General features: G+C 70.8%; 17 protein-coding genes. 5 read left to right on the top strand and 12 right to left on the bottom strand.

Annotated elements, in window-relative coordinates; translation table 11 throughout:
- Positions 1-38: 38 nt before the first annotated feature.
- From H9I49_RS04960 to H9I49_RS04935, 6 genes are all read right to left on the bottom strand, one after another.
- Entirely contained in the window at positions 39-3,383 is a 3,345-nt protein-coding gene (locus H9I49_RS04960; protein WP_188029173.1) for a PQQ-dependent sugar dehydrogenase, read from the bottom strand.
- Between the two features lie 101 nt (positions 3,384-3,484).
- Complete coding sequence (locus H9I49_RS04955) at positions 3,485-4,600, bottom strand: sugar phosphate isomerase/epimerase (RefSeq protein ID WP_188029172.1); 1,116 nt, start codon at positions 4,598-4,600, stop codon at positions 3,485-3,487.
- Between the two features lie 94 nt (positions 4,601-4,694).
- Positions 4,695-5,927 (bottom strand): Gfo/Idh/MocA family protein, encoded by a 1,233-nt coding sequence (locus H9I49_RS04950; RefSeq protein WP_188029615.1) that lies wholly within the window; start codon positions 5,925-5,927, stop codon positions 4,695-4,697.
- 115 nt (positions 5,928-6,042) lie between these two features.
- Complete coding sequence (locus H9I49_RS04945; RefSeq protein WP_188029171.1) at positions 6,043-7,104, bottom strand: substrate-binding domain-containing protein; 1,062 nt, start codon at positions 7,102-7,104, stop codon at positions 6,043-6,045.
- A 99-nt stretch (positions 7,105-7,203) separates the two neighbouring features.
- Positions 7,204-8,307, bottom strand: coding sequence for an ABC transporter permease (locus H9I49_RS04940; RefSeq protein WP_188029170.1), 1,104 nt, complete (start codon positions 8,305-8,307; stop codon positions 7,204-7,206).
- Complete coding sequence (locus H9I49_RS04935) at positions 8,304-9,788, bottom strand: sugar ABC transporter ATP-binding protein (RefSeq protein WP_188029169.1); 1,485 nt, start codon at positions 9,786-9,788, stop codon at positions 8,304-8,306. The genes H9I49_RS04940 and H9I49_RS04935 overlap by 4 nt, the downstream gene beginning before the upstream one ends.
- A gap of 153 nt (positions 9,789-9,941) precedes the next feature.
- Here H9I49_RS04935 and H9I49_RS04930 point away from each other — a divergent pair, with 153 nt between their 5' ends.
- Together H9I49_RS04930 and H9I49_RS04925 are read left to right on the top strand one after the other, a co-directional pair.
- Positions 9,942-11,138: an ROK family protein gene (locus tag H9I49_RS04930; RefSeq protein WP_188029168.1), complete on the top strand. Its 1,197-nt coding sequence runs from the start codon at positions 9,942-9,944 to the stop codon at positions 11,136-11,138.
- Between the two features lie 45 nt (positions 11,139-11,183).
- Positions 11,184-11,978, top strand: coding sequence for an HAD-IIA family hydrolase (locus tag H9I49_RS04925; RefSeq protein WP_188029167.1), 795 nt, complete (start codon positions 11,184-11,186; stop codon positions 11,976-11,978).
- Between the two features lie 4 nt (positions 11,979-11,982).
- On the opposite strand, the gene H9I49_RS04920 is transcribed toward H9I49_RS04925, so the two are convergent.
- The 3 genes from H9I49_RS04920 to H9I49_RS04910 all read right to left on the bottom strand — a co-directional run bounded on the left by H9I49_RS04920 (position 11,983) and on the right by H9I49_RS04910 (position 15,413).
- Positions 11,983-13,617, bottom strand: a complete 1,635-nt coding sequence (locus H9I49_RS04920; RefSeq protein ID WP_188029166.1) for an HAD family acid phosphatase — start codon at positions 13,615-13,617, stop codon at positions 11,983-11,985.
- Positions 13,618-13,761: 144 nt separating this feature from the next.
- Positions 13,762-14,832, bottom strand: coding sequence for a winged helix DNA-binding domain-containing protein (locus tag H9I49_RS04915; RefSeq protein ID WP_188029165.1), 1,071 nt, complete (start codon positions 14,830-14,832; stop codon positions 13,762-13,764).
- 77 nt (positions 14,833-14,909) lie between these two features.
- Positions 14,910-15,413: a DUF1992 domain-containing protein gene (locus H9I49_RS04910; protein ID WP_188029164.1), complete on the bottom strand. Its 504-nt coding sequence runs from the start codon at positions 15,411-15,413 to the stop codon at positions 14,910-14,912.
- A 209-nt stretch (positions 15,414-15,622) separates the two neighbouring features.
- On the opposite strand from H9I49_RS04910, the gene H9I49_RS04905 reads away from it, so the two are divergent.
- Positions 15,623-16,051, top strand: a complete 429-nt coding sequence (locus H9I49_RS04905) for a hypothetical protein (RefSeq protein WP_188029163.1) — start codon at positions 15,623-15,625, stop codon at positions 16,049-16,051.
- Positions 16,052-16,068: 17 nt separating this feature from the next.
- Here the strand turns inward: H9I49_RS04905 and H9I49_RS04900 are convergent, their stop codons facing one another.
- The 3 genes from H9I49_RS04900 to H9I49_RS04890 form a co-directional block, all read right to left on the bottom strand.
- Positions 16,069-16,587, bottom strand: a complete 519-nt coding sequence (locus H9I49_RS04900; RefSeq protein ID WP_188029162.1) for a DinB family protein — start codon at positions 16,585-16,587, stop codon at positions 16,069-16,071.
- Positions 16,588-16,601: 14 nt separating this feature from the next.
- Positions 16,602-16,898, bottom strand: coding sequence for a hypothetical protein (locus H9I49_RS04895; protein WP_188029161.1), 297 nt, complete (start codon positions 16,896-16,898; stop codon positions 16,602-16,604).
- Positions 16,899-17,069: 171 nt separating this feature from the next.
- Positions 17,070-17,912: a uracil-DNA glycosylase gene (locus H9I49_RS04890; protein ID WP_188029160.1), complete on the bottom strand. Its 843-nt coding sequence runs from the start codon at positions 17,910-17,912 to the stop codon at positions 17,070-17,072.
- A gap of 122 nt (positions 17,913-18,034) precedes the next feature.
- Here H9I49_RS04890 and H9I49_RS04885 point away from each other — a divergent pair, with 122 nt between their 5' ends.
- Both H9I49_RS04885 and H9I49_RS04880 read left to right on the top strand, forming a co-directional pair.
- On the top strand, positions 18,035-18,523 hold the full coding sequence (locus H9I49_RS04885; RefSeq protein ID WP_188029614.1) for a sigma-70 family RNA polymerase sigma factor: 489 nt from the start codon (positions 18,035-18,037) through the stop codon (positions 18,521-18,523).
- Positions 18,520-19,218, top strand: coding sequence for a zf-HC2 domain-containing protein (locus tag H9I49_RS04880; protein WP_188029159.1), 699 nt, complete (start codon positions 18,520-18,522; stop codon positions 19,216-19,218). Before H9I49_RS04885 ends, H9I49_RS04880 begins: the two co-directional genes overlap by 4 nt.
- Positions 19,219-19,236 lie beyond the last annotated feature (18 nt).

Raw genomic sequence — 19,236 nt, 5'->3', positions numbered from 1 at the left:
GCGGGACGGAGGCATCCCACCGCCGGGCACCGGGACGGTCAGCGCAGCGAGGCGATGACCGCGTCGGCGTCGCGCTGCAGCGCAGCCGATGCCGTGGTGTCGGACACGTTGGCGGCCGACTTCGCGAGCACGACGAACTCCTGGAGCTGGGAGATCGCGGCGTCCTTCCGACCGGCGGCCACGTTCTTCGCGGCCTGCTGCAGGCGCTTCTCCAGGAGGGTCTCCCCGGACCGCGTCACGAGGCCCTCGCGGGCCAGGCGCTCGGTGAGCTTCGTCAGCTCGGTCAACGACGTCGTCGTGGTGAACGTCGTCGTGGTCGTGCGGACGAGTCCGGCCCTGTCCTTCGCCGTGACGACGAGGGTGTGGCTGCCCAGCGTCAGCTTCCACAGGGCCAGCGGCTGGTCCGCCGGGACTGCCGCGCCGTCGACTCGCGCCGAGACGGTGTCGATGCCGCTCGCCCCGTCCGTCGCCGTCCACGTCACGTTGCCGGAGTCGCCGACGGACGCGCCGTCGGTGGCACCGGACACTGCGATCGCGGGTTGCGACGTGTCGCGCTTGACCGTCACCGAGCCGACCTCGCTGACGTTGCCGCCGTTGTCGGTCGCCCGGTATAGCACGGTGGTCGTGCCCTCGGTGGCGATCGTCAGCGCCGTGTTCGCGTTGACCCACGTGGCGCCGCCGTCGGTGGACCGCTGACGCGAGGCGACCGTGCCGTTGTCGGTCGCGTTGACCGTCACGGTGACGTTGCTCGTGTACCACCCGTTCGCACCGTTCGGGGCCGCCGGGTTCAGCGTCGCGGAGACGGCCGGCGGCGTGACGTCGGCGCCGCCGTCCCCGACGAAGCCGAGCGAGTCGAGCACGACCCCGCCCGTCGACGTGACGTACAGGCGGCCGGTGCCGGCGGGCTTGGACGAGAGCGTCGCTGTCGCGTTCGTCCAGCCGGCGCCGTCCACGGCGATCGTGCCGAACGGCGTCGCCGTCGGCGAGCTCCACCGCAGTGACAGGGTGCCCGAGCCGCTGGCCCGAGTGGTCACTCCTGTGACGCCGACGAGGTTCGCCGGGTCCCAGGCCAGCCAGTCACCGGCGTCGAACGAGGTGACCTTGCGAAGGCCGCTCGCGGTGTCGTCGTTCGTCAGCTCGACGCCCTCGGTCGCGTCGGCCCACTCGGCCTCCTGCTTCTTCGGGTTGAGCACGAGCTGCTCGGTGGTCGTCGCACCGGGCAGGCCGTTCGCGCCGTTGTCGGTGTAGGTGATGACGACGACGCCGAAGATGTTCTCGGTCTCGCCGTGCTGGGTCGCGTCGGCCGGGGTCGGGATCGCGAACTGGCATCCGGTGCCCTGGCTGAGCGGGTGGGCGTGCGCGTCGTGGCCCAGACCGAAGGTCCACGAGACGCGCGGGCACACGGTTGCGGTGCCGTCCTCGGGGTCGGAAGTCGTGACGCTGAAGGGCACGGCCTGGCCCCAGTCGAAGAACGCGCCGCTCGGCGGGTTCGCGATGGTGACGGTGGGGGCGACGTTGCCGACGCTGATCGACGTGCTCGTCAGGCCGCGGCGGCCCTCCGGGTCGGTGACGCGCAGGCGGGCCGGGTACCTGCCGAGCTCGGTGTACGTGAAGCTCGTCTTGGCGCCGGTGGCGTCGAACGTGCCGTTGCCGTCGAAGTCCCACTCGAACGTCAGCGCCGCGGCCTCGGGGTCGACCGAGTCACTGCCGTCGAACTGCACGGTCAGCGGAGCGCTGCTGCTGCTGATCGGGTTCGCCGAGATCTTCGGCTGCGGCGCCTTGTTGCCGGGCGAGTAGTCGATCCGGTAGAGACCCGCGTCGGGGTTGGCCCGGAAGAAGCCGTCGCCGTAGTCGAGGACGTAGAGCGAGCCGTCCGGGCCGAACTCGATGTCGATGGGGCTGTCGGTGATCGGCTGCCCGTTCGTCTCGAGGTCGGCGTTGGGCAGGAAGTTCGTGATGTGGTCGACGGGTCCGTCGGGCCACTGCACGTCGAAGACCGCGAGGTAGTCCTGGGAGAACTCCGCGAAGAACGCCTTGCTGTCCCAGTACGCCGGGAACTTCGTCGTCGACGTGCTGTCGGCGTCGTAGTGGTAGACCGGCCCGCCCATCGGGCCCTGGCCGCCGGCCGCCGAGAAGTCGGTCAGCTCGGGCCACGGCTGATGGGTGTTGTTGTCGCCGTAGTAGAGCGTCGCCGCGGTGGCCGGCGGGACCACCGCGAGGCCGGTGTTGAGCGTCGAGTTGTTCTTGGCGCCGGCTGCGCAGTCGAAGAACGGGCCGGGCGTCGCCGTGGCGAAGTCCCACTCGTTGTAGTTCTTCGCGTCGGCGGTGCAGTACGGCCAGCCGCCGTTGATCGGCTTGGTGATGGCCGTCGTCTGCCACTCGACGTAGCCCATCGGGCCACGCTGCGGGTCCGGCGCGCCGGCGTCGGGGCCGTAGTCGCCCCACGTGACAGAGTTCGCCTGCGGGTCCACGTCGATGCGGAACGGGTTGCGCACCCCCATGACGAAGATCTCGGGACGGGTCTTGGCCGTGCCCTCCGGGAAGAGGTTGCCCGGCGGGATCGTGTAGCCGCCTTCGGCCTCGGGGTGGATGCGCAGGATCTTGCCGCGCAGGTCGTTCGTGTTGCCGGCGCCGCGGCGCGAGTCGAAGCCGGGGTTGAAGCCCGGCGTGTTGTTGTTTGGCGCGAAGCCGTTGGCACCCGGCGCGCTCGCCGGCGTGTTGTCACCCGTCGAGAGGTAGAGGTTGCCGTCGGCGTCGAAGTCGACGTCGCCGGCGACGTGGCAGCACTGGCCGCGCTGCGTCTCGACCTTGATGATGACCTGCTCGGTCGACAGGTCGATCTTGTCGGCGGCGTCGTCCCACGTGAAGCGGCTCAGCTGGTTGTAGCCCTTCCACTGGTCCCAGTAGCTGGCGTCGGCGCCGGCGGGCAGGCTGTTCGGCGCCGAGCCGGAGGGCGTCGTCGTCGGGTAGGGCGCCGTCATGGTCTTCGGCGCGTAGTAGAGGTAGACCCACTTGTTCGTCGCGAAGTCCGGGTCGAGCGTGACGGTCTGGAGGCCGTCCTCGGAGTTGTTGTAGACGGGCAGGGTGTTGACGACCTTGGTCACGCCCGTGTCCGGGTCGACAAGGCGTACGTCACCGTTGCGGGCGGTGGTGAGCACCCGACGGTCCGGCAGGACGGCCAGGTCGATCGGCTCCCCCGTGTCCTTGGTGAGCGTGATCTTCTCGTAGTTGGACCAGTCGAGCGCGGGCTCGATGCCGTGGTCGACACCGTCGTGTGCGAGGGCAGGGGTCGCGAGGACACCGCCCAGGGTGGACAGGCTGAGGATGGCGGCTGCTGTTGCCGCAACCGCCCTCCGTCCCCTTCGGGGACTTGTAGCATTCATCGGTACGTCCTTCTTGACAGAGACGGGCGAAGCCGGTCCCCGGGGAGCGCGCCGCTGCAACGGCACATGCGCTCCCCGGGGGCCGGTGACTTTTCTTCGGGTCAGGCGCGCAGGGCAGCCAGGTTGGCGTAGCTCGTCCGCGCGAACTCCAGCGACTGGCCCGGGTTCGCCGCGCCACCGGGAGCGTTGTCCTGCTCGTACATCGGGTTGTGGTAGCCCCTCGCGCCGGTCTTGCTGAGGAACGTCGTGTAGTCGATGTCGCCCGTGCCGAAGGGCACCATCGCGTAGCCGTTCGGCGTCTCCGGCTGGTAGTCGCCGTCCTTCGCGTGGAAGAGCGGGAACCGGATCGGCTGGGCCTGGACGACTCCGAGCGGGTTGAAGATCGAGCTGACCGCCGTGCCGTCGGGAGCCGTGTATGCCGTGTGCTTGAACTTCGCGACGTGCGCCCAGAAGATGTCCATCTCGAGGTAGACGTACTCCGGGTCGGTGTTGGCCAGGAAGTACTCGAGACGGCGGATGCCGGACGAGCGGGTCGGTCGACCCAGGTCGTCCAGCGGGCCGCTGTCGAGAAGGAAGCTGTACGCGATGTCGTGGTTGTGCGTGTAGAGCTTGAGGCCGTGGGAGGCAGCTCGCGCGCCGAGGATGTTCCAGCGCTCGGCAGCCGCGGCCCAGTCCGCGACGTAGGCACTGTTCGTCGGGTCGCTGCCCGTGCCGATGTGCTGCATGCCGAGGATGTTGGCGACCTCGCAGGCTGCGTCGAACGACGCGAGCGTGGCGTCCGTGATGGTCGACGGGATCGAGCCGTGGTTGCCCTCGGCCTCGAGCCCGTTGTCGTCGAGCCACGTGCGCAGCAGGCGGGCGCCGTCGACGCTGTTGACGTTGCCTCCGGGGGCGTTCGCGCTCTGGCCGTAGCCGGCGAACTCCACCTGCTTGTAGCCGATGCGCCCGAGCTCCTCGAAGACCGCCTTGAAGCCCGACGCGTACGGGCTGGTGGACGGGTCGCGCGAGATGGCGTCACGGACGGTGTAGAGGATGATGCCGCGCTTGCCGGGCGGCACGACCACTCCGCTGGCGGTCGAGGCGAGGGCGGTCCCGGCGCCGGCGACGGTCACGGCGGCGGCAGCGGCCATGCCCGTGGTGGCGGCCATGAACTGCCGACGGTTGAGGCCGAGACCCTTCGCCAGCTTGAGCGGGTTGACGTCGTTGTCGTGGTGCATGAGGGCTTGCTCCTTCAGGGGTGACAGAGACTGGACGTGCGGGTGGAGCCGAATCTCCTTTCAGGACAAGCGAGGTCGGATTTCCTCCGCGCGGTCAGGACAGTGCCGAGGACGCCGCGCGGGCCCCGTCGATCGGGGTCCAGGACCCCTCCCGCTCCGCGCTCGTCTCGACGGCCGACAGGATCCGCTGCACCTGGAGCCCGTCGGAGAAGGTGGGCCGGGGGTCGATGCCCTCGGCGATGGCGGTCAGCAGGTCGACCGCCTGGTGGGTGAAGCCGTGCTCGTAGCCCAGGACGTGGCCGGGCGGCCACCAGGCCGCCACGTAGGGGTGGGCGGACTCGGTGACGAGCACCCGCGTGAACCCGGCGTCACGGCTCGGCGCGGTGCCGTCGAAGACGTGCAGGACGTTCATGTCCTCGAACTCGAAGGCGAGCGACCCGTCGGTCCCGTTGATCTCCAGGCGGATCGCGTTCTTGCGACCGTGGGCGAAGCGGGTCGCCTCGAAGGTCGCGAGGGCGCCGCCGCTCAGCCGCGACACGAGGACGGCGGCGTCGTCGACGGTGACGGCGCCCGTCTTGCTGGCGCCGTTGCGTGCGGCTGTGGCACTGATGCCACCGGTGCCGAGCGTCGCGGGATCGGCGACGGGACGCTCGCGCACGAACGTCTCGGTGAGGGCCGAGACGCCCGTGAGGGTCTCACCGGTGACGAACTGGGCCAGGTCGACGATGTGGGCACCGATGTCGCCCAGCGCACCCGAGCCGGCCCGCTCCTTCTGCAGGCGCCACGTCAGCGGCGACTCCGGGTCGACGAGCCAGTCCTGCAGGTAGGCCCCGCGCACGTGGAGGATGCGCCCTAGCCGTCCCTCGGCGACCAGCTGTCGCGCGTACGCGATGGCCGGGACGCGGCGGTAGGTGAAGCCGACCATCGAGCGGATGCCCCGCTCCCCGGCGCGCTCGGCGGCCCGCACCATGGTCTCGGCCTCCTCGACGGAGTTGGCGAGCGGCTTCTCGCAGAGGACGTGCTTGCCCGCCTCGAGCGCCGCGACGGCGATCTCGGCGTGGGTGTCGCCCGGCGTGCAGATGTCGATGATGTCGATGTCGTCACGCTCGAGAAGCCGGCGCCAGTCCGTCTCCACCTCGGCCCAGCCGAACCGGTCCGCGGTGTCGCGGGCCGCAGCCTCGTTGCGCCCGGCGACCGCGACGAGGTCCGGCGTCGCCGGCACGTCGAAGTAGCTGCGGGCGTTGCGCCAGGCCTGGGAATGGGCTCGCCCCATGAAGGCGTAGCCGATCATCCCGACCCCGAGGGTGGGCTTGCTGGGTGTCGTCATGACGTCCTCACATCCGAACGTGGTGGTGGTGCGGCTGGCGGTCTCGTCGGTCTCGTCGGTCTTGGCGGTCACTGGGGGTCGGCGCCCGCGTCCCCTGGGCACGGGCGCCGACCGGTCAGGACTCGAACCCGAGAGGGAGGTACTCGGCGACGTTCTCCTTGGTGACCACGGGGGCGTTGAGGACGATGCGTCGCGGCACCTCGACCTGGACGAGGTCGCTGATGCCCTTGTCCTGGGCGATGAGGCGGGCCAGCTTGATGCCGTCAGCCGCCTGGGTCGGCGGGTAGAGGACGGTGGCCGCCATCTTGCCCTCCTGGATCCAGCGCATCGCGTTGGCCGAGCCGGCGCCACCGATGAAGGCCATCTCGTGGCGGCCCGCCTGGTCCAGGGCCGCCATGACGCCGACACCCTGGTCGTCGTCGTGGTTCCACAGGATGTCGATCTTCGTCGCGGCCTGCAGCAGGTTGGCGGCCTGGCGGTTGCCGGACTCGACGGTGAACTCGGCGGCGACGCGGTTGTCGACGGTCTGGTCGCACGCCTTGAGGGCGTCGGCGAAGCCCTTGCTGCGGTCCTGCGTCAGCGGGAGGGCGTCGATGCCGGCGATCTCGGTGATGACCGGGTTGGTGAGGTTCTTGTCCTTGACGACCTTGCAGGCGTACGTGCCGGCGGAGACGCCCATGCCGTAGTTGTCGCCGAGGATCGTGGCGCGCGCGGCGAACGGGCTGGAGAACTCACGGTCGACATTGATGACGGGGATGCCGGCATTCATGGCCTTCGTCGCGACCTCGGTGAGGGCGGCGCCGTCGGTCGGCAGCAGCACGATGGCGTCCACCTTGTCGTTGATGAAGGTCTCGATCTGGCTGATCTGAAGGCTGGCGTCGTTGGTGCCCTCGGCGACCTTGAGCTCGACGTCGCTGAACTTCTTGGCCTCCGCCTGGGCGGCGCTGTTGATGGCGCCGAGCCAGCCGTGGTCGGCGGCCGGGCCCGAGAAGCCGATGACGACCTTGTCGCCCGGGGCGTCGTTGTCGCTCGCGGCGTTGCCGCCTGCCTGCTGGGTCGAGGCGGCGGGAGTCGTGACCGGGTCGTTGCTCGTGCAGCCGGCGGCGACGAGTGCCGTGCTCATGGTGATCGCCAGGACGGCGACGCGCTTGGTCGTGCGGGGAAGGGATGCGGACACGCTGACTCCTAGGTGAGCGAAACGAGGGGTGGTGCGGTGAGTGGTGCTGCTGTGTCGTGCTGCGGTCTGGTGCTGGTGTCGCCGTCGACCGGTGCGCGGCTAGGTCGACCTGGTGCGGGAGACGCGCTGCTGGAGCAGGACGGCGGCGACGATGATCGCCCCCTTCGCCACCGCCTGCGTCGACGTGTCGAGGTTGTTGAGGGTGAAGACGTTGCTCAGCGTCGTGAAGATGAGGACACCGAGGACGGTGCCGACGACCGTGCCGCGCCCACCCGAGAGGAGCGTGCCGCCGATGACGACCGCGGCGATGGCGTCGAGCTCGTAGAGCTGGCCGTGGGTCGAGGTGCCGGTCGTCGTGCGGGCCATGATCATGACGGCCGCGATGCCGCAGGCGATGCCGAGCAGGATGTAGAGGTACATGGTCTGGCGCTGGACGCGGATGCCGGCGAGCCGTGCCGCCTCGGGGTTGCCGCCGATCGCGAGCGTGCGCCGGCCGAACGTCGTGCGGTTCAGCAGGACCCAGCCGATGGCCGCGACGACGGCGAACATGATGACGAGGACGGGGATGCCGAGGACGCTGCCGCCGAAGAAGTCGATGAAGCCGCGCTCGCGGACGATCTGCGTCCGGCGCTTGGCGATGAGCTCGGCGAGCCCGCGGGCGGCGGCTAGCATCGCGAGGGTGACGATGAACGGTGCTATCCGGCCGTAGGCCACGAGGACGCCGTTGACGAGTCCGCAGGCGGCGCCGACTGCGACCGCGGCGAAGACCATGACGACCCAGTGGTAGTTCGCGGCCATCGTCTGGGTCGCGACGGTCGTGGCCCAGACCGACGACAGGGCGACGATCGCGCCGACCGACAGGTCGATGCCGCCGCCGGAGATGACGAAGGTCATGCCGACGCTGACGACGCCGATCGTCGCGCCGAGGCGCAGGATCGTCAGCGCGTTGTCGGGGCTGGCGAACCGGTCACCGGCGGTGACGATGCCGACGACGACGAGCAGCACGAGCGCGATGACGAGCCCGGCGCTGCGTCCGGCCGGACTGCTCAGGAACCCGGCGAGGCCTCCCTGGCGGGCGGCCGCGACTCCCCCGACTGGAGGTCCGCCCGCGTGCGCCGCGGACGGAGTCGCCGGGGCCCCCTCAGCTACCCCGGCGACGGGCTCGCCCGGTGTGTGCTCGGCCTTCGTGACGTCGGCGCTCATGCCGCGTCTCCCTTCAGGATGATGTCGAGGACGGCGTGCTCGTCGAGCTCGTCGGCCGGGCCCTCGTGGCGGACGGTGCGGTCGGCGAGGACCAGCACCCGGTTGGCGAGCCCGAGGACCTCGGGGATCTCGCTCGAGACGACGACGACGGCGACGCCCTCGTCGGTGAGGCGGCGGATGAGGGCGTAGATCTCGGAGCGTGCACCCACGTCGACGCCGCGGGTGGGCTCGTCGAGGAGCAGCACCTTGCAACCGCGGAGCAGCCAGCGGGCGAGGACGACCTTCTGCTGGTTGCCGCCGGAGAGCGTGCGGGACTCGCGGTGGACTCCGCGCGGACGGACGTCGAGCGACTCGAGGAGCTCCTCGGCGGCCTCGACCTCGGCGGAGCCGTCGAGGAGCCCTCCGCGGGAGAAGCGCGGGAGGGTCGCGAGCGTGATGTTGGAGGCGAGCGAGGCGCCGAGGACGAGGGCCTGGCTCTTGCGCTCCTCGGGGCACAGGCCGATGCCGGCGGCGACGGCGGCCGCGACGGAGCCCGGTCGCACGGTCTTGCCGCCGACTCGGACGGTGCCGGTCGTGGCCCGCCGGGCGCCGAAGATCGTCTCGACGATCTCGGAGCGGCCCGAGCCGACGAGACCGGCGAGCCCGACCACCTCGCCGGGCCGCACGTCGAACGACACGGCATCGAACTCGCCCGTGCGGGCGAGGCCCTCGACGCGGAGCACGGGCTCGGCGTCGGTGGCGACCTCGGGCTTGGGCGGGAACACGTACTCGATGGAGCGGCCGGTCATGAGGCGGATGAGGTCCTGCGTCGGCGTCGTCTTGGCGTCGAGCCCGGTGGCGACGGTCCGGCCGTCCTTGAGCACGGTGACGCGGTCGCCGATCTCGCGGATCTCTTCCAGGCGGTGAGAGATGTAGACGACGGCCACGCCCTGGGCGGTGACCTCGCGGATGACGCGGAAGAGCTGGTCGACCTCGCCGGCGTCGAGCACGGCGGAGGGCTCGTCCATGATGATGAGGCGGGCGTCGCGCGACAGGGCTCGCGCCATGCTGACGATCTGGCACGAGGCGGCCGAGAGGGTGCCGACCTCGACGGACGGCGAGATCTCGGGGTGGCCGAGCCGGCCCAGGAGGGCAGCGGCCGACCTGCGGGCCGCGGTGCGCTGCGAGAGGCCGAACCGGGTGGGCTCGTGGCCGAGGAAGATGTTCTCGGCGACGGTGAGGCCCTCGACGAGGTCGAGCTCCTGGTACATCGTCGCGACGCCGAGGTCCATGGCGGCCTGCGGGTGGTGGAGCGTGACCTCCTCCCCCGACCACTCGATGGTGCCTTCGTCGGCCTCGTGGACGCCGGCGAGCACCTTGATGAGCGTGCTCTTGCCGGCACCGTTCTGGCCGAGCAGGCAGTGCACCTCACCGGGCAGGACGTCGAGGTCCACGCCACCCAGGGCAACGACCCCCGGAAAACGCTTGACCACGTTGGTCATTCGCAGAAGCGGGAGGTCGGCCGCATCTCGCCGTCGAGATTCCATGCGTCACACCGTGTCCCACTTTTGTCGGTGCGTCAAGCAAAAGTTTTGTGCCGACACGAAAAAGCCGACTGAATGGCAGGTGGAAGCCGCGTGTGCTTGACTTGAAGGGTGCGCCCAGAGTCGACGTCGTCCGCGTATGCCGTGAGTGGAGCGGGCGAGCTGCTGCAGCTGCTCCGCGACGAGACGCCGCGCACGCGGGCCGAGCTCGCCAAGCTGACCGGCCTGGCTCGGTCGACCGTGGGCGCGCGTGTCGACGCCCTGCTCGCGACCGGGCTGCTCGCTCCGAGCGGAGAGGCCGCCAGCACGGGCGGCCGTCCGCCCGTCCGCTTCGCCTTCAACCCCGAGGCGCGGGTCGTCGTCGGGGCCGACATCGGCGCCACGCACGGACGGGTCGCCCTCACCGACCTCAGCGGTCGGCCGCTCAGCGAGATCGCCGAGCGCCTCGACATCACCGACGGACCGGAGGTGGTCCTCGACTGGCTGGTGGCGACGACCCACCGCCTGCTCGATCAGGCCGGGCGCGAGCCGCGCGACCTCATCGGCATCGGCATCGGCGTGCCCGGCCCTGTCGAGCACTCGAGCGGTCGGCCGATGCGCCCGCCGATCATGCCGGGCTGGGACGGCTACGACGTGCCGGCCCACGTCCGGCGCGACTTCGACGTGCCGGTCCTCGTCGACAACGACGTCAACATCATGGCCCTCGGCGAGCACGCGATGGCCCACCCCGACGTCGAGCACCTCCTCTTCGTCAAGGTCGCCACCGGTATCGGCGCGGGCATCATCAGTGGCGGCCGGCTGCACCGCGGTGCCGTCGGCGCAGCCGGCGACCTCGGCCACGTCGCCGCGCCGCATGCACCGGAGGTGCTCTGCTCCTGCGGCAACACCGGGTGCCTCGAGGCCGTGGCCAGCGGTCCGGCGATCTCCAAGGCGCTCAAGCAGATCGACATCCTCGCCGAGTCCAACACCGACATCGTCGAGCTCGTCCGTGGCGGCAACATCCCGGCTGCACTGGCCGTGCGCCAGGCCGGTCGCACCATCGGCGAGGTGCTCGCCACGTGCGTCAGCCTGCTCAACCCCTCGGTCATCGTCATCGGCGGCTCGCTCGTGCAGGCGGGCGAGAGCCTCATCGCCGGCGTGCGCGAGGTCGTCTACGGCCGCTCGCTCCCCCTCGCCACGGGAGTGCTCCAGATCGTCCCGGCCACGACCGGGGTCCAGGCCGGCGTCATCGGCGCCGCGACGATGGTCATCCAGCACGCCCTCACCGCCGACCGGGTCGACCTCGCCATCGCGCAGTCCGCGTCCTGAGCTTTCTGAGCGTCGAGCGGCGGGCTCAGCCGACAGAATGTCCCCATGACCCACCACCGCCCCGTCGAGACCTGGCTCACCGACATGGACGGCGTCCTCGTCCACGAGGAGGAGGCGATCCCCGGCGCCGCCGACTTCGTCGAGGCGCTCAAGGCATCCGGCAAGCGTTTCCTCGTCCTCACGAACAACTCCATCTTCACGCCTCGAGACCTGCGAGCCCGCCTGCTGGGCAGCGGGATCGACGTGCCGGAGGACGCGATCTGGACGTCAGCGCTCGCGACGGCGCAGTTCCTCGCCGACCAGCGGCCGGGCGGTTCGGCGTACGTCGTCGGCGAGGCCGGCCTCACGACGGCCATGCACGACATCGGCTTCGTCATGACCGAGCGCAACCCCGACTACGTCGTCCTCGGCGAGACACGCACGTACTCGTTCGAGTCGATCACGCGCGCGATCCGCTTGATCGACAACGGCGCTCGCTTCATCGCCACGAACCCCGACCCGAGCGGCCCGAGCCCGGCAGGCAAGCTTCCCGCGACCGGTTCGGTGGCCGCGCTCATCAGCACGGCCACCGGACGCCAGCCGTACTACGTGGGCAAGCCCAACCCGCTCATGATGCGCAGCGCCCTGAACCGCCTCGACGCCCACTCGGAGACCACGATCATGGTCGGCGACCGCATGGACACCGACATCATCAGCGGTCTCGAGGCCGGCCTGCGCAGCGTCCTCGTGCTCACCGGGTCGACGTCGCGCGAGCAGATCGAGCGCTTCCCGTACCGACCGAGCCGGGTCGTCGACTCCGTCGCCGACCTCGTCCGCTTCGTCGCCCACGAGGAGCGCTGACGCGTCAGGGCAGGTAGTAGGTCGGGTTGGGCAGCTTGACGGCACGGTCGGCGCTGCCGCCGATGAGGTCGCTGTACTGGTCGCCGAAGTTGGCGACGACGTCGTAGCCGAGGTCCCCCTCGATGTGCGCGCGCGTCGTCGACTTGTACTCGATGGTCGTGCACGTGGGGTACGCCGCACAGTGGCCCTGCATGTACGCGGGTGGCGTCTCGCCGCTGCGCCACTTCGTGAAGTAGAGCTCGCTCGTGAACTGGGGGTAGCCCTGCTCGCGGAGGTTGGCGAGCGTGGCCTCCTTCTGCCCGCTGTTCCGACCGGTGAGGCCGATGACCGCGCAGCCTGCACCGGCGACGGCCTTGACGAGAGAAGGCATTCCGGGCGTCGCGGGGAAGAGCTTGTGCTGCACCCAGTAGTCCTGGCGGGTCGGGTTGAAGACGAACTTCATGTCCGCGACCTCCATGTCGTAGGTCCACAGGGTCGTGTCGTCCGCGTCGAGGACGACAGCGGGCCTCGTGCCTTTGCGCACGCCCTGGCGGCACTCGCTGACGAGGCGCTGGGCGTTGCGGTGCTCGAGGGCGGCGAGCTCGTTGATGTACGGCGACGTCGTCTTGTCGGCGATGCCGGTGCCGGGGTCGCCGTAGTACGTCGCGATCGTCTTCTTGACCGAGTCGATGTTGGGGATGCCCTCTCCGCCCTCCGTCAGCCCACTCGAGCCGTCGGGCTTCATGGTGAACGTCGTCCGAGGCGCGAGCCGCGGCTCGTGGACGCCCGGGAGGTTCGGCGACGGCAGGTAGTAGGTGGGGTTCGGCAGCTTGACGCTCTGGTCGGCGTAGCCGCCCTGCAGGTCGGACCACTGGTCGCCGATGTTGAGGACGATGTCGTAGCCGAGGTCCTGCTCGATGTGCCGGCGCGTGCCGGCCTTGTACTCGACCGTGGTGCACTTCGCCGTGACGCACGTGATGTAGTCCGGTGGGGTCGAGCCGGCCCACTTCGTGAAGTAGTGGTCGGGGGTGAACGCGTTGTAGCCGACGTCCTTGAGGTTGCCGACCGTCGCGTCCTTCTGGGACGCCCCGCGCCCGGTCAGCCCGAAGATCTCGAACCCCATGGCGTCAGCCTCGTTGACGAGGTCGACCATGCCGGGCGTCGCCGGGAAGAGCTTGTTCTGCACCCAGTAGTCCTGGCGGGTCGGGTCGAAGACGAACTTCATGTCCGCGACCTCCATGTCGTAGGTCCACAGGGTCGTGTCATCCGCGTCGAGCACGATGGCCGGCTTCCGGCCGGCGGCCTCGGCGGCGTCGAGCTTCTTCTGCAAGGTGGCACGGAGTCCCGCGGTGATCGACCGCATCTCGCTGATGTATGGCGACGACGTGCGGTTGGCCAGGCCCGTGCCGGGGTCGCCGTAGTACGCGTAGATCGTCTTCTTGACGGAGTCGATGTTGGGGATGCCGGCGCCGCGCTCCGTCGCCCCGGACGAGCCGTCGGGCGCCATGACGAACTGGGTGCGCGGTCTCAGCGTCTGGTCGTGGCGGCCGCCGGAGTCGCCGTGGGCGAGGGCCGGCGCGGCGCTGCCGACGAGGAATGAGCCGACGACGGCGCCGAGCGTTCCGACGACGCTCGCGGTGCGGGTGGAAGGACGCCTCATGGGATCACCTCTGCAGGACTGTGCGTGGATGGCCGTTCGACGCTAGTCCTGCTCGGGCCGCGGCGGGCGGTTGGGGACAGGCCGGGTTACATTTCCGTGGAACTGACAGGATTCGCTCAGGCTGCACCCAGAGAGGTCGCGCCGTCAGCCCCGGACGTGCTCGACCGGCAGGCCGTGGAAGGCGCCGAGCCTGCCGACAGCGTCGTCGACAAGCGCGCGCTGGCGTGGTGTCGTGCCGGGGGCGAGCAGGGTCTCGACGACGACACGGTCGCCTCCTAGCGTGCGTCGCCACGTCCCCACGCGCGTCTCGTCGACGACCACGGCGGTGTACCAAGGAAACTCCTCGGGCTCGGGCACTCCGGGAGCGAACGGGAAACTGACGGCCGGGTAGGTGAGCGTGACCTCGTCGTAGGTCGTCAGCAGGTGGGCGACGTCGCCGCGGGTCGTGCGCGCCGGCAGGGAGGGGTCGAACCAGTGGGGTATGCCGTCCACGTCCACCTGTTCGAGCGTGCCGCCGAGCGCGGCCAGCCCATGCCTCGCGTCGGCGACGGTGAGCGACGCCCACCGCGCGAGGTCCTTGACCGAGGCCGGGCCGTGCCCGGCGAAGAACCGGTGGGCCAGCTCGGCGAGCGCCTCGTCCCGGCTGCGCTCCGGGGTCGCGGGGACGAGCTCGTCGACGAGACCGTAGGTGTGCTGGGCGCCCTTGACCGGCCCGCCGCAGATCAGGCCGCGCTGCTCGGCGACGAGGAGGAGGTGGCCGAGCCCCTCACCTGACCCCAGGAGACCGGCTTGGGACATGTGCTCGCCGATCTCCTTGCGGGTCAGTACGTTCCGCCCTTCGAGCGCGCCTGTCATGACGTCGAAGGCACGTCCGATCGTGGGCTCGTCGTAGCCGAACTTGAGCAGGTAGGGGCGCTCGAGCTGCTCGACGCGCGGTGCTGTGAGCGCGAGGATCCAGCGGAGGTCCTCCGGCGCGACGTAGTGCCACGTGGGGCGCAGGATGTGCGTGCGTACGAAGGCGCCCGCATCGTGCTCGGCCCGCACGGCGGCATACGTCGTGGCGCGGCTTCGTTGGGAGAGCGCGAAGAAGGAGTGGTCGCGCTCCTGCGACTGGACGCACGTGAGCAGGCGGACCACGTCGGCCGCCGTCGGCAAGGGCGCGGACGTCAGGCGTTGCGTGGCGAGACGACGGCGGAGGGCGCGTTGGCGGTCCATGGGCCCAGCATGGCCCGCCCGCACGCCCCGGCGGGCCAGCCGCGCGCGAGCGTGTCAGGGCGACTCGAGTGGGTGGCTCAGCCGCGACCGAGCAGGCGCGCCAACCAGGAGGGGGCGGTCTGGCGTTCCGCCGCGGCCGCAGCCTCACGCTGCTCGCGCACGACGCGCTGCTGCTTGTCCCGTTCGGCGCGCAGGGGACGCCAGCGCTCGACCATCTCGTCGACGTCGAGTGTCCGGGCCAGGGCGGGCGGCAGGTTGCCGACGGCGGGGCGCAGGCGATCAGCGAGGACGCGCTTGTTGTAGTCCTCGATGATCTCGCGCACCTGCTCCTCGGTGCGGACGTCGACGAGCGACTCCGGGTAGCCGGCCGCCTCCTTGCGCAGCGCGAGGGCCCCCGGCAGAGCGGCGCCGAGGTCGAGCTTCTCGCGCTCGGCGAACCGCTTGACCCACCAGTCCGGGTCACCCGAGTCGCTCAGGTCGAGCGGCTTGCCCGCACCCGGCAGGTTGTCGAAGTCTCCACGCTCCTGCGCCTCGCGGATCTGCTTCTCCACGGGACTCTCCCAGTACGGCTGGCCCGACATGTCCCAACGCTAACCCGCCGGGCGGGGTCAAACGGTCCGGCCTGCCGAGCGCGTCTCGCCGACGTCACGCCTTCCGGCGCCACACCCCTTCGCCGCTGACGGTTCAGGCGCCCCGACGCGACACCTCCCACGCCCGGCCGCCACCAACCATGCCGAGTCGAGTACAGGTACCCTCGCGCTCGCGGTCCGAGCGCGCGGATCCTCAGTCCATGAGCGGTGAAGCTCCTTCCGACCGGGTGCCCGTCCCAGTGGCGCCGCACGCGCGCAACCGTCGACCTGACCTCTCACTGCCGTGGTGGGCACTCGCCTACGCGTTCGTGACGACGGCCGGGCTAGCGATGCTCGTCTGGGCGATCCTGGTCCTCGATGCTCTCAGCTACGGCGTCTTCCAGGTGCTCGACGTCGCGGCCGTCGGTCCTCCGGTCGTCGATCGGTACAGCACGGCCTTCGCCGTCGCAGTGGCCGTCAACCTCGGCAGCACGCTCGCGCTCTCCAGGCTCGCGCTGCGGACATCGGCTGCGGCATGGCCGCCCGTCCTCGCGGGGCTGCTGGTCGCCCTCGTCACCGGCACTGTCGCCGCCTGCGTGCTCCTGCTCATGCTCGGCCTCGACCCGGTGGCTGTCGTCACCACCTTCTGAAAGAGGGTCCGCCCACCTCAGCGGGACTCGCCGACCCTTCCGTCGTGCAGCTCGCGCCAGATGTCGAGATGGCCGGCGTGCCGCGCGTACTCCTGGATGAGGTGCAGCAGGATCCACTGCAGCTGCGGAGCGGCGGCTTCGCCAGTGAACCGGCCCCCGACCGCCGCCGTGTCGGTCAAGGCGTGCGCCTCAGCGATCCGGCGGGTCTCGACACCCGCACGGTGCAGGCGGCTCGCCAGCTCCGTCACGTCGACTCGAGGCGACAACCACCCGTCGTCCCCGTCGTGGTCGCGCCACGGGTCGGCGATGTCCTCGGCGACGAATCCCCATCGCATCCAGCGACGCTCGACATTCGCGAGGTGGTTGACGAGCCCCGCCGCCGTCCACCCGGACGGAGCCACACTCACCTGCACGGCGTCGGCGTCGAGGCCGTCCAGCTTGCCGATGACCGCGTCCCGGTAGAAGTCGAGGTAGGTCAGGAGCAGACCTCGCAGGTCCGCGGTGGCAGCCGGCTCGGGAAACGGTGTCGTCACCATCGCTCCATCGTCACTCACTCGGGCGACGAGGTCGGTCGCTCGGGAGGTCCTCGGCGCTGTCGACGCGACTGGACGAACGCGATGACCACGCACGCGACGAGTCCGAGCACGAAGAGAACCGGCGCCGCGAAGTAGCCCAGGAACAGGACGAGGTCGGCAGGAGTCAAGGTGCAGCCGAAGCCGAGGCCGGAGCACTGCCCCGACGCGTTGTAGTCGGGCAACGTGACGTGCAGGACCACGACGAGCACCGCCGGGAGCACCCACAGCAGTCCCAGCGTCACGGCATACGGACGGAAGGAGCGCGACGTCATGCCCTCCACCCTTCGCCGGTCGCGCGACAGCGGCAACCGCAGGGCTACCCAGCTACGCTCGCGAGCATGGCCACCCACTGGACGCTCGGCTGCGACGCCAACGACGCCGACGACGCCGACGGCGCGTCGATCGTCGGCCCCGAGGGCAACGAGTTCTGCGTCGCCTGAACCTCAGAGGCGGGTGATGACCTCGTCGAGCATGGCCTCGGTGAGCTTGCCGGTGAAGGTGTTCTGCTGGCTCACGTGGTAGCTGCCGACGAGGCGCACCTCGCGACCGCCGGGCGTCACGAGCACCGCTTCGGCGCCGTGGCCGAACCGCGGCTTCGGCGCCGGCACGGTCCATCCACGTCGCCGCGCCGCCCCGATCGCGGCGTCCCACCCGATCGACCCGAGGGCGAGCATCGACCTCAGCCGGGGCTCGGACAGCTCGAGGTCGCGGTCGAGCCAGGGCGCGCACGTCGCCTTCTCCTCGGTCGTCGGCTTGTTCTCGGGCGGCGCGCACCGAACCGTGGCGACGATCCGCAGGCCGGTCAGCTCGAGCCCGTCGCCCGACGCCACCGACGTCGGCTGGCTGGCATACCCGCCCCGGTGGAGGGCGGCATACAGCCAGTCTCCCGAGCGGTCGCCGGTGAACATGCGCCCGGTGCGGTTGGTGCCGTTCGCCGCAGGAGCCAGCCCCACGACGAGCACCTCGGCGTCCGGGTCGCCGAACGACGGACCGGGCCGTCCCCAGTACGGCTGGTCGGCAAAGGCGGCGCGACGTCCCTGCGTCGCAACGGCTTCACGCCACTGCACGAGACGTGGGCACGCGCGGCAGACGCTGACGCGGGCATCCAGCTCGCGTATGCCGTCCGCTCCCTGCGCGAGCCGGCGCACCGCTGCGGCGGTGCGGGCCACGGGCGTCGAGGCGTCGGCCGGGTCACCCGGCCAACCGGAGCCCGGCGGTACGGGCGACAGGAAGAGCCCGCCCGTCACGGGGTGCGGGGCCGGGTTCGGCATGGCGACGGGGCACATGACCCCACGCTAGGACCCAGGGGCCGCCGGCATGAGACGGTTCGAGGAAGGTACGGCTGAACCGGGTGAAGGACGCAGGCGTCTTCGCAGACGGGGAGCAACTGGAGGAGGTGGCTGCCGCAATGCCGCTCGACGAGGAGGCGGTCGCGGAGATCTACCGCGAGCACGGACCGATGCTGCGTCGGGTCGTGTGGCGCGCGACGAGCGACGCGAACCGGGTCGAGGACATCGTCCAGGAGGTCATCCTGCGTGTCTGGAAGCAGGCGCCCGAGGCGGACAACCTGCGTGCGTACCTCATCACGACGGCCCGCCACCTCATCGTCGACCAGCACCGCGCCGCCGGCCGCCGGCCGCAGGAGGCCCGGCTGGTCGACGTCGCCGAGACGGACTCGGCGCTCGACCGGGCGCTCGACCAGGTGCTCGTCGAGGAGGCCCTGGGCCGGCTGCAGACGAACCATCGCGACGTCCTGCGCTGCCTCTACTTCGAGCGGTTGTCGGTGGCCGAGGCCTCCGACCGCCTCGGGGTGCCGGAGGGCACCGTGAAGTCACGCGCCTACTACGCCGTGCGCAACCTGCGCGTCATCCTCGACGAGATGGGAGTGACGAGATGACCACCGGATCGGACGACCTGCACGTGCTGCTCGGCGCGTACGTGCTCGGTGGCCTGTCCGACGACGACCACCGCGCGTTCAGCGAGCACCTGCGCACGTGCACGCAGTGCCAGGCCGAGCTGGGCCAGGTCTCCGGCCTGCCTCGCCTCCTCGACCTCGCCGGCCCGGAGGGCGGCCCTCATCTCTCCACGACGGCAACGCCCGGCGGCGCCCCGCCGCCGCTCATGACCGAGCCCGACGACGGGCGCCTGACGACCCTGCTCACCGAGGTGTCCCGCCGTCGGCGCAAGCGCCGCTCGTGGCTCTCGGCGGTCGGCGCCGCTGCAGCGGTGGGCATCTTCGCCGGCGGGGCCTGGCTCGGGCCTTCGGTCTTCTCGACCAGGGCGCCCACCCCGCCGACGACGCACGTGGTGGCCGCGGCCGCACCCGGCAGCACCGTCAAGGTCGACGTCGCGCTGGTGACCCGCGGCTGGGGCACGCAGCTCGACATCGACTGCGAGGACATGCCGACCGACGGCGAGGTGCTCCTCTGGGTCATCGGCCGTGACGGCAAGGAGTCGACCGCGGCCTCGTGGCGGGCGACGCCATCCGGCTACTCCCGCGTGACGGGCGCGACGGCCCTGCGCCCCAACGAGATCCAGTCGCTGGAGGTACGCACCGGCAGCGGGCGGGTGCTCGCCTCCGCCCGCACCTGACGCACGCCAGAGGGCCCG

It is taken from the genome of Terrabacter sp. MAHUQ-38, assembly GCF_014518425.1.
Lineage (GTDB): Bacteria > Actinomycetota > Actinomycetes > Actinomycetales > Dermatophilaceae > Terrabacter.
Note: the sequence above shows the minus strand (reverse complement) of the source record. Positions and strands in the feature narration are given on the sequence as shown.